Origin of the sequence: Roseateles sp., from assembly GCF_044373315.1 — a bacterium.
Lineage (GTDB): Bacteria > Pseudomonadota > Gammaproteobacteria > Burkholderiales > Burkholderiaceae_C > JACDQM01.
The window spans coordinates 21,899-31,231 of the sequence record NZ_JBILQK010000046.1 but is presented as its reverse complement, the minus strand read 5'-3'; the positions used below and the strand labels follow the sequence as shown (position 1 = coordinate 31,231).

Genomic DNA, 9,333 nt, shown 5'->3' with positions numbered 1-9,333 from the left:
GGGCCTGGCCTGCGGTGGTGCTGGGCCTAGTGCTGGTGTCGGTGGCCACGCCCTGGGTCAGCCCGACCGTGCGCGAGCGCTGGTTCGCGCTGCCCGAGATGATCGCGCTGCTGCCCATTCCGCTGGTAAGCGCACTGGCCTTGCTGGCACTGCGCGCCAATCTCAATTCGCGCCGGGTACTGGACAAGCTCTGCTGGCTGCCGTTTGCGCTGATGGTGATGGTGATGGTGATGGCCTTCTTCGGCCTGGCCTACAGCCTCTACCCCTATGTGCTGATCGACCGCATGACGGTGTGGCAGGCTGCGGCGGCGCCCAAGTCGCTGCAGTTCCTGTTGGTCGGGGCGCTGATCACCGTGCCCGTCATCCTGGCCTACACCGTCTTTGCCTACCGCGTGTTCTGGGGCAAGAGCAAGGACTCCCTGTCCTACGGCTGAGGTGGCGTGAATGCCGAGGGCGGGCGATCTTCAGTAAGTCCGCCCGCCCTTGAACTGCGCATGTTGCTTGCGCTGCAGCGTGGTGCTCTTGCCCATCGCCTCGAAAGAGACGCGGGCATGGGCATGCATGATGGCGATGCCCAAGGCGTCGGCCGCGTCCTTGCCCGGCAGGCCGGGCAGGTTCAGCAGGCGCTGCACCATCATCTGGATCTGCTCCTTCTTGGCGTGGCCGTGGCCGACGATGGCTTTCTTCATCTGCAGCGCGGTGTATTCGGACACCAGCAACTCGCAGCTCACCAGCGCCGTGATCGCCGCGCCGCGGGCCTGGCCCAGCAGCAGCGTGGACTGCGGGTTGACGTTGACGAACACGATCTCCACGGCTGCGCACTGCGGCTGGTAGCGTGCATGCACCTCGCGGATGCCGTCGAACAGGATCTTCAGCCGCGCCGGCAGATCGCCGGTGGCGACGGCACTGGTCTTGATGGTGCCGCTGGCCACATAGGAAAGACGCGGGCCGTCGGCCTCGATCACGCCAAAGCCCGTTGTCTGCAATCCGGGGTCGATACCGAGGATCCTCATCAGACGCTCACCTTGAAATACCAGCGCACCGAGTGGAAGAACACCGGTGCCGCGAAGCACAGCACCGCGATGCGGTCCAGCAGGCCCACCGCGCCGGTGATGGAGCTGAGATTGCCCCAGTAGACGACGCCGGCATCGCGCTTGAGCGCCTTCATTACCAGGCCGCCCATGCTGCCTGCTGCGGCGGCAATGGCGGCCATCACCAGCGCCTGCCCAGCCTTGAACGGCGTGATCCAGTACAGCAGCGCGCCGCTCAGCGCGGCAGCCGCCAGCCCCAGGCCCCAGGCGCGCAGCGAGAAACTGCGGCTGATGCGGCGCACCAGCGGCCGGCTGCGCAGCGAACGGCTGGCCACCTCCTGAACGATCTGCCCGATGCCCACCACCATCACCAGGAAGAACAGCAGGAAGGCGCCGCGCCCCTCATAGCCCTTGAAGTCCAGCAGCAGCAGGGCCGGGCCGTGCGAGAGGCCGTAGACGCAGACCATGATGCCCCACTGGATCTTGGCATTGCGCTCCAGAAAACGCCCCGGGTCGTCGGCCAGCGCCGCCACAACCGGAATGGCCAGAAAACCGTAGACCGGGATCAGCACGCTGAACACATCGAAATGCCGCGTGCCCACCAGCATGTATTGCAGCGGCAGCAGCACGAAGAAGGCCAGGATCAGGCTGCGGTGGTCGGCGCGGCGCGTGTGCATCAGCGTGATGAACTCGCGCAGCGCCAGAAAGGACAGAACGCCGAACAGCAGCGTGGCGCCCACCGGCCCTGAGACCCAGGCGGCCCAGAACACCATCGAGCCCACCCACACGCCCTTTAGGTCGCGCTTGAAGCGCCGCCAGTTGGCGACGGCCTCGGGGCTGTTGCTCTCGCCGCGCTCGCGCAGCGAGTACAGAAAGGCCCCCAGGCTGACCAGCATCAGCGCGCCGAACAGGATCACGAACAGCAGCGCGATCTGGTCGCTGGCCTCCATCAGACGCAGGTTCTTCATCGAGTGGCCTCCTGCGGGCCGGGGCGCTGCGCCAGCACGGCGGCGCGGGCGCGCTCCAGGAAGGCGCGCTTGTCCTCGCCCGGCTGCAGCTGCAGCGGCTCGCCGAAAGTCACGGTGCACAGAATCGGCACCGGCACCACTTCGCCCTTGGGCATCACGCGCTGCACGTTGTCGATCCAGGTGGGGATCAGCTGCACCTGCGGAAACTGCTCGGCCAGATGGTAGAGCCCGGCCTTGAAGGCCTGCGGCTCGCCCTTGTTGGAGCGCGTGCCCTCGGGAAAGATCACCACCGAATCACCCGCGGCCAGCGCATCGGCCAGCGGCTCCAGCGGGTCTTCATCGGGCGTGCTGCGGGTGCGCGACACATAGATGGCGTTGAACACCGCCCCGGTCAGCCAGGCCTTGAAGCGGCTGGCCGTCCAGTAATCACGCGCCGCGATCGGCCGTGTGTTGGCGCGCAGTTCGGCCGGCAGCGCGGCCCAGATCAGCACCCAGTCGAAATGGCTCTGGTGGTTGGCGAAGTAGATGCGCTGCTCGGCAGTCGGCGGGCAGCCCTTCCAATGCCCCTGCGCGCCGGTGATTAGGCGCGCCAGCGAGGCGAGGAACAAGCCGGTGAGTTCGGCGACGGAGGTCATGGGCGGGATGCTAGCCCATGGGGGTGACTGAGCAGCAAGAGCCGGCTGGGTGCGGCGCTGTGTTGGAGTTCGCGGGGCTCACTCCAAGCTACGGGATGGGCGTTTCCAGGGTAGCCATCGCCCGGTCCACAGCACGGTTAAAAAATACCCCAATGCAGCAGCGCAGCAGATGGTGGCGGGAAGCAGTTGCGCCGGACTGGCTTGTGGGAAGTACACGCGTGTGAAGCCGTAGAACCACCACACGTTGACGAGAGCCACCGTCACCGAAACCGATGAGCCAATGACCGCAGCGAGACGAGTCAACTTCGGGCTACTCATTTTCAAGTCCCGTAGCTTGGAGCGAGCCCTGCGAACTCCAACGATCAATCCGCCCCCTCACGCCAGCGCCTCCACCTTGCCCCCCATCCGCGCAATCAGCCCCTGTGTCATCCGATTCGCCAGGCCGTAGACGCTGAGCTGCGGGTTGGCGCCGATGCTGGTGGGGAAGAGAGAGCCGTCGTGCACCGACAGATTGGCGATCTGCCAGTGCTGGCCGTCGGCGCGCACCACGCCGCGCTTGGCGTCGGCGGCCATGCCGCAGCCGCCCATTACATGCGCGCTGCCCACCATGGTGACGAAAGGCCGCAGGTCCAGTTTGGCAATCGCGGCGCGGGCTTCGGCCAGGCTGGTGTAGTCACCGGCCAGCTCATGCACCGGGCGCACGCTCTTGGCGCCGGCGGCGAACTGGATCTCGGCCATGGCTAGGAAGGCGCGGCGCACGCCGTCGAACAGGTAGTCGTTGAGCGGATAGTCCAGCACCGCGCTGCCGTCCTTGCGCAGCTGCACCTGGCCGCCCACCGATTGCGCATGGAAGCCGTCGCGCAGCAGTGCGATCATTACCTGCGTGCTCGGGAACCGGCGCACGCGCTCGGCCAGGGTCGGGCCGAAGCCGCCCAGATTGGTGGCGGCAAAGCCGGGGTGCACAGGCGCCACTTCGAGTTTGAAGCCCATGGGCCAGTCGATCGGGCCCTGGTGCAGGAAGTGGTCGCTGAACACCGACAGCGGAGCGCCGGCCCAGCCTTCTACCGGCGCAGCCATCAGCGCGCCGCTGGCCACCGTGGGGTGCAAGAAGGTGCGCTTGCCCAGCACTGCATGCGGGTCGGGCGCCTTGGAGCGCAGCAGCAGGCCGGGGTTGTTGATGGCGCCGCCGCCCAGCACATAGTGGCGGGCGCGGATGCGCACGGGCGCGCCGGCCGGCGCGCCGTTCAGCTCGATGGGCTGGCACAGCAGGGCCTGCACCAGGCCGTCCTTGCCGAACTCCAGCTGCTGCGCGCGGGTCTGAACCAGCAGTTGCGCGCCGCGGTCCAGCGCCGCCGGGATGGTGGTGACCAGCATCGACTGCTTGGCGTTGGTGGGACAGCCCATGCCGCAGGAGCCCAGATTCCAGCAACCCTTGACGTTGCGCTGCACGACGAAGGCGGGGATGCCCAGCTTGTCGGCGCCGCGCTTGAGCACCGCATTGTTTTCGTTGGGCGAGGTCTGCCATTCGCCGATATTGAGTCGGCGCTCGACCTGCTCGAACCAGGGCGCCATCTGCGATTCGGTGAACTCGTTCAGGCCGAATTCGCGCGCCCAGGTCTCCAGCGCATCCTTGGGTGTGCGGAAGGAGCCGGTCCAGTTGATCGTGGTGGAGCCGCCCACGCAGCGGCCCTGCAGGATGTTCATGCCCTGGTCGGCGGTCTTGCGGCCGGCGGCTTCCTGGTAGAGGTTGGCGTAGGCCGTGTCCTCGCGCTGCGGCTTGAAGTCGCTGCTGGAGCGCAGCGGGCCTTCCTCGACGAGGACGACGCGCAGGCCGGCGCGCGTCAGCAGCTCGGCCGTGATGCCGGCGCCGGCGCCGCTGCCGACGATGACCACATCGCACTCCAGCTCGGCCGGGGCAGCGGCGCGTGCGCCGCCGAAGACCTTCCAGCCGCGCTGCAGGCCTTCGAGGATGGGATCGGGAATGCTGCTGTTGGAAGAACTCATGGAATCGCTCGCGGTCCGGGGTATCCGACCAGGGCCCAATGGGCGGGGTCGGTGAAGAAGGCCAGGCTGCTGAGGTCACGCAGCGCACGGTAGATCTGCTGGCGGGTGTTGCTGTCCGAGACGCGCAGCTGCTCCAGCACGCCGGCCAGCTCGGGCGTGCTGACCGTGTCCCAGCTGCTCTTCAGGCCGATCAGCCCGAAGCGGCCGGGCGCGGTGTCCAGCAGGCTCAGCACCTGCGAAAGCTCGGCGCGCACCGGCGCCGGGAAGACGGCGATACTGGCGTCCAGCCGGTCCAGAAAAGCGTTCAGCGTGGCCTCGCGCGCGGCGGCGTCGGCCGGCAGCAGGCCGCCGTCGAACACCGCCAGCGCCACCGCGCGGAACAGGCTGCGCGCGCCGGGGCTGAGCTTCTTGTCGCCGTCGATCAGGCCGGGCTTGAGCAGGGCCACGCCGCCGCCGGCCACCGCCAGCACGACGGCCGCGCCCAGTCCCAGCTTGAGCAGGCGGCGGCGCTTGGGGTCAGGTGTTGCCATCGGGGAACTCTTAGAGCTGCTTGTCATCGGTGTCCTCAGGCAATTTTCTTCAGCAGGACCAGCAGGCGGTTGAAGGTGGCGCCATAGGGTGGGTAGAACAGCTTGGTGCCGGCGAAGAAGCGCGGCTGGCTGAAAACCGGCTTCATCTTGCTGAAGGTGTTGAAGCCCCAGATGCCGTGATAGGCGCCCTGGCCGCTGGCACCGACGCCGCCGAAGGGCTGGTCTTCCTGGCCGATGTGCCAGATGCAGTCGTTCAGCGTCACGCCGCCGGCGTGGGTCTGCGCCAGCACGCGCTCGCGCGCGGCGCTGTCGGCGCCGAACCAGTACAGCGCCAGCGGGCGCTCATGGTCCTTGATGTAGTCCAGCGCCTGCTGCTCGCTGTCGTAGGACAGGATGGGCAGCAGCGGGCCGAAGATCTCTTCCTGCATCACCGTCATGCCGTCGTTGACGTCCAGCAGCAGGTGCGGCACCAGCTTGCGGCCGTCCTTGTCGCCTTCATGCGTGGGCAGCAGGCGCGCACCCTTGGCGCGGGCGTCGTCCAGCAGGCCTTGCAGGCGCGCCAGGTGGCGCGGCGTGGCAATGGCGCTGTAATCGGGGTTGCCGGCGATGCTGGGGTAGAGGCGCCGCATCGCGGCGATCAGTGCGTCGGCCAGCGGCTGCACCATGGCGCGCGGCGCCAGGATGTAGTCGGGCGCGATGCAGGTCTGGCCGGCATTGAGCAGTTTGCCGAAGGCCAGGCGCTCGGCCACCAGCGCGATGTCGGCACTGGCATCCACCAGCGCGGGCGATTTGCCGCCCAGCTCCAGCGTCACTGGGGTCAGGTGTTGCGCCGCGGCCTGTGCCACCAGCTTGCCCACCGCGGTGGAGCCGGTGAAGAACAGGTGGTCGAAGGGCAGGGCCGAGAAGGCACGGCCCATTGTGGCGTCGCCGGTGATGACCTGCATTTCTTCGGGTGCGAAGAACTCGCCCACCATGCGCGCCATCAGCGCCGAGGTTTCTGGCGTCAGCTCCGAGGGCTTGATCATCACGCGGTTGCCGGCGGCCAGCGCGGCGATGGCCGGGTTCATGGCCAGCTGGTAGGGGTAGTTCCAGGGCGCGATCACGCCCACCACGCCCAGCGGCTGCGGGATCAGGCGGTTGCTGGCCGGCAGGTAGTGCAGCGCGGTGGGCATGCGGCGCTGGCGCATCCAGCGGCCCAGATGCGAAGACGCATGCTTGGCCGCCATCTCGACCGTGGCTACATCGGCCAGCAGGGTCTCGTGGCGCGAGCGGTGGCTGAAATCGCGCGAGATGGTGTCGGCCAGTTTGTCGGCGTACTTGCGCGTCATCGCCAGCACGCGGGCCAGGCGATCGCGGCGCGTGGCCAGGCTGGGCATGGGCTCGGCGCGGTAGGCGGCGCGCTGCAACTCAAGGGCCAGGTTCAATGTCTCGTTGATGGTGTTGTCCACGCTGCGCTCCTCCGCGGTGAGAGTTGGAGGCTAACCCCTTGCGCGGGGTGCGCCAAGCGTGTTGGCCCTCGGCTAGAGGCAGGGCTCTATTAAGCGCCTGTCTCCGGTGTGACAGCCTCCAGCGCCGCGCATCAAGCTGCCTGCGCCAGAATCGCGGCAAGAACAAGGATAGGGGGCAGACATGAGACTGGTGGTGATCTTTGACGACACGCCGCCGATGGTTGCGATCCGCGCGGCGCAGGAGCCGGCGCATCTGGACTATCTGCGCGCCCATGCGGACGAAATCCTGATTGGCGGCGGGCTGCGCGATCAGCCGGGCGGCGGCTATGTGGGTGGGCTCTGGGTGCTGGATGTGGCCAGCAAGGCGCGCGCCATCGAGCTGATCGAAGCCGACCCCTACTACATTGCCGAGCGCCGGCCTTACCGCCTGCTGGTCTGGGGCAAGGCCTGCCCTGAGTTGATGGTGACGCTTTGAGCCTTGTGCTGACGCTAGTCTCGGGGCGCCAGTTGCGCGACTTTTGCGCCGAGGATCTGGCGGCCTATCAGGCGCTGCGCAGCGAGGCCAAGTTCGGCCGCTTCTATGCCGCCGAGGATTGCTCGCCGGCGCGTTCGGCCGAGTTGCTGCAGATGTTCATGGCCCAGGCACAGCAGCGGCCCCGGCAGCGCTTCCAGCTGGCCATCGTGTCGGCTGCGGATGAATTGATGGGATCCTGCGGCGTACGCATGGAGGCGCCGGGGCAGGGCTCGATCGGCTGCGAGCTGGGCCGCCGCTGGCAGGGCAGCGGCGCCGCGCTGGAAGCCGCGCGCGCCATCGTCGCGTTTGGTTTTGGCGAGCTGGGCCTGCAGAAAATCTACGCCGACACCAAGGCCGGCAATCTGGCGGCGCTGCGCCTGTGCCGGCAGCTGGGCATGCGGCCTGATACGACTGAGGCGGCCGGCGCGGACGGCGTGCGCCTGGTGCTGGCGCGTGGGGATTGGCGGGTCGCAGGCGCAGCCTGATCCCCTCGCCCAAGAATAGACAGAAGCCGCCCAAAGGCGGCCTCTGTTGCAGTCACGCAAGGCGTGACGCGATCAATGGCGGAAGTGACGCACGCCGGTGAAGACCATCGCGATGCCGCGTTCGTTGGCGGCGGCGATCACCTCGTCGTCTCGCATCGAGCCGCCCGGCTGGATCACGCAAGACGCACCGGCATCGGCCAGCACATCCAGGCCGTCGCGGAAGGGGAAGAAGGCGTCGCTGGCCACCACCGCGCCCTTCAGGCTCAGGCCGGCGTTCTCGGCCTTGATGCTGGCAATGCGCGCGCTGTCGATGCGGCTCATCTGGCCGGCGCCCACGCCCAGCGTCATGCCACCGCCGCAGAAGACGATGGCATTGCTCTTCACATACTGGGCTACGGTCCAGGCGAACATCATGTCTTCCAGCTGCAGTCCGGTGGGATGCAGCGTGGTGACCATCTTCAGGTCGCTCTTCTTCAGGAAGTGGTTGTCAGCGCTCTGCACCAGGATGCCCGAGCCCACGCGCTTGATGTCCTGCGCGTTGCGGCCATGCTCCCAGGGCGTCTTGGCCTGGGTGCCGTCATTGATGCTGTGCAGGCCTTGCGGCAGCGTGATCTGCAGCAGGCGCACATTGACCTTGCTCTTGAAGATCTCCAGCGCCTCGGCGCTGAAGCTGGGCGCCATCAGCACTTCGACGAACTGCTTGGAGACCAGCTGCGCGGCCAGGCCATCGACCTCGCGGTTGAAGGCGATGATGCCGCCGAAGGCGCTGGTCGGGTCGGTCTTGAAGGCCTTGGCATAGGCATCGGCGGCGGTCAGTGCAATCGCCACGCCGCAGGGGTTTGCATGTTTGACGATCACGCAGGCCGGTGCCTCGAAGCTCTTCACGCATTCCCAGGCCGCATCGGCGTCGGCGACGTTGTTGTAGCTAAGTTCTTTGCCCTGCAGCTGCTTGCCCGTCACCAGCGAACCTGGGGCGGGATACAGGTCGCGATAGAGCGCGGCGCTCTGGTGGCTGTTCTCGCCGTAGCGCATGTCCTGCACCTTGACGAAGCTGCTGTTGAGCTGGGCCGGGTAAGCGGCCTGCGTGCCGTCTTCCTGGCGGGCGCTCAGGTAGTTGCTGATGGCAGCGTCGTACTGGGCGATGCGGTTGAAGGCGGCCACGCTGCAGGCGAAGCGGGTCTTGTCGCTGATCTTGCCTTCAGCCTTCAGCTCGGCCAGCACGCCGGCGTACTGACCGGCGTCGGTCAGCACGGTCACATCTTTCCAGTTCTTGGCCGCGCTGCGCACCATGGCCGGGCCGCCGATGTCGATGTTCTCGATCGCGTCTTCCAGCGTGCAGCCGGGCTTGGCCACGGTGGCTTCAAAGGGGTAGAGGTTGACCGCCAGGATGTCGATCATCGTGATGCCGTGCTGGCCCGCGGCGGCCATGTGCTCGGGCAGATCGCGGCGCGCCAGCAGACCGCCGTGGATCATCGGGTGCAGGGTCTTGACGCGGCCGTCCAGCATCTCGGGGAAGCCGGTGTGTTCGGCCACCTCCGTGACGGGCAGGCCGGCATCGGCCAGCAGCTTGGCGGTGCCGCCGGTGGAGAGGATGCGCACCTTCAGCGCATGCAGCTCCTTGGCGAACTCGACGATGCCGGTCTTGTCGGACACGGAGATCAGGGCGGTGAGTTGGGACATGGCTTCAGTCTCGGGAGTTTGATGAATTCGTGGGGCTG

The 9,333-nt window shown here is 67.4% G+C and carries 10 protein-coding genes; 3 read left to right on the top strand and 7 right to left on the bottom strand.

All coding sequences use genetic code 11. The features are described from left to right. Positions 1-434 (top strand): cytochrome d ubiquinol oxidase subunit II (locus ACIQ67_RS12090; RefSeq protein ID WP_397534616.1); only part of this gene is annotated, 434 nt, incomplete at its 5' end. A 30-nt stretch (positions 435-464) separates the two neighbouring features. On the opposite strand, the gene ruvC is transcribed toward ACIQ67_RS12090, so the two are convergent. The 6 genes from ruvC to ACIQ67_RS12060 all read right to left on the bottom strand — a co-directional run bounded on the left by ruvC (position 465) and on the right by ACIQ67_RS12060 (position 6,616). After that, complete coding sequence (ruvC, locus tag ACIQ67_RS12085; protein WP_397534615.1) at positions 465-1,013, bottom strand: crossover junction endodeoxyribonuclease RuvC; 549 nt, start codon at positions 1,011-1,013, stop codon at positions 465-467. Continuing rightward, positions 1,013-1,999, bottom strand: a complete 987-nt coding sequence (locus ACIQ67_RS12080) for a phosphatidate cytidylyltransferase (RefSeq protein WP_397534614.1) — start codon at positions 1,997-1,999, stop codon at positions 1,013-1,015. The genes ruvC and ACIQ67_RS12080 overlap by 1 nt, the downstream gene beginning before the upstream one ends. After that, on the bottom strand, positions 1,996-2,634 hold the full coding sequence (locus ACIQ67_RS12075; RefSeq protein ID WP_397534613.1) for a lysophospholipid acyltransferase family protein: 639 nt from the start codon (positions 2,632-2,634) through the stop codon (positions 1,996-1,998). The genes ACIQ67_RS12080 and ACIQ67_RS12075 overlap by 4 nt, the downstream gene beginning before the upstream one ends. Before the next feature lie 375 nt (positions 2,635-3,009). Next, positions 3,010-4,638, bottom strand: a complete 1,629-nt coding sequence (locus ACIQ67_RS12070; protein ID WP_397534612.1) for a GMC family oxidoreductase N-terminal domain-containing protein — start codon at positions 4,636-4,638, stop codon at positions 3,010-3,012. Further along, positions 4,635-5,168: a hypothetical protein gene (locus tag ACIQ67_RS12065; RefSeq protein ID WP_397534611.1), complete on the bottom strand. Its 534-nt coding sequence runs from the start codon at positions 5,166-5,168 to the stop codon at positions 4,635-4,637. Before ACIQ67_RS12065 ends, ACIQ67_RS12070 begins: the two co-directional genes overlap by 4 nt. 35 nt (positions 5,169-5,203) lie before the next feature. Continuing rightward, the gene (locus ACIQ67_RS12060) at positions 5,204-6,616 is read right to left on the bottom strand and encodes a coniferyl aldehyde dehydrogenase (RefSeq protein WP_397534610.1); all 1,413 of its coding nucleotides are present in this window, start codon (positions 6,614-6,616) and stop codon (positions 5,204-5,206) included. A gap of 181 nt (positions 6,617-6,797) precedes the next feature. Between ACIQ67_RS12060 and ACIQ67_RS12055 the strand changes: the two genes are divergently transcribed. Together ACIQ67_RS12055 and ACIQ67_RS12050 are read left to right on the top strand one after the other, a co-directional pair. Beyond that, positions 6,798-7,091: a YciI family protein gene (locus tag ACIQ67_RS12055; RefSeq protein ID WP_397534609.1), complete on the top strand. Its 294-nt coding sequence runs from the start codon at positions 6,798-6,800 to the stop codon at positions 7,089-7,091. A gap of 5 nt (positions 7,092-7,096) precedes the next feature. Next, positions 7,097-7,615, top strand: coding sequence for a GNAT family N-acetyltransferase (locus tag ACIQ67_RS12050; protein WP_397534619.1), 519 nt, complete (start codon positions 7,097-7,099; stop codon positions 7,613-7,615). A 72-nt stretch (positions 7,616-7,687) separates the two neighbouring features. Here ACIQ67_RS12050 and purH read toward each other — a convergent pair whose 3' ends face one another. Then, on the bottom strand, positions 7,688-9,295 hold the full coding sequence (gene purH / locus ACIQ67_RS12045) for a bifunctional phosphoribosylaminoimidazolecarboxamide formyltransferase/IMP cyclohydrolase (RefSeq protein WP_397534608.1): 1,608 nt from the start codon (positions 9,293-9,295) through the stop codon (positions 7,688-7,690). Positions 9,296-9,333: the final 38 nt, after the last annotated feature.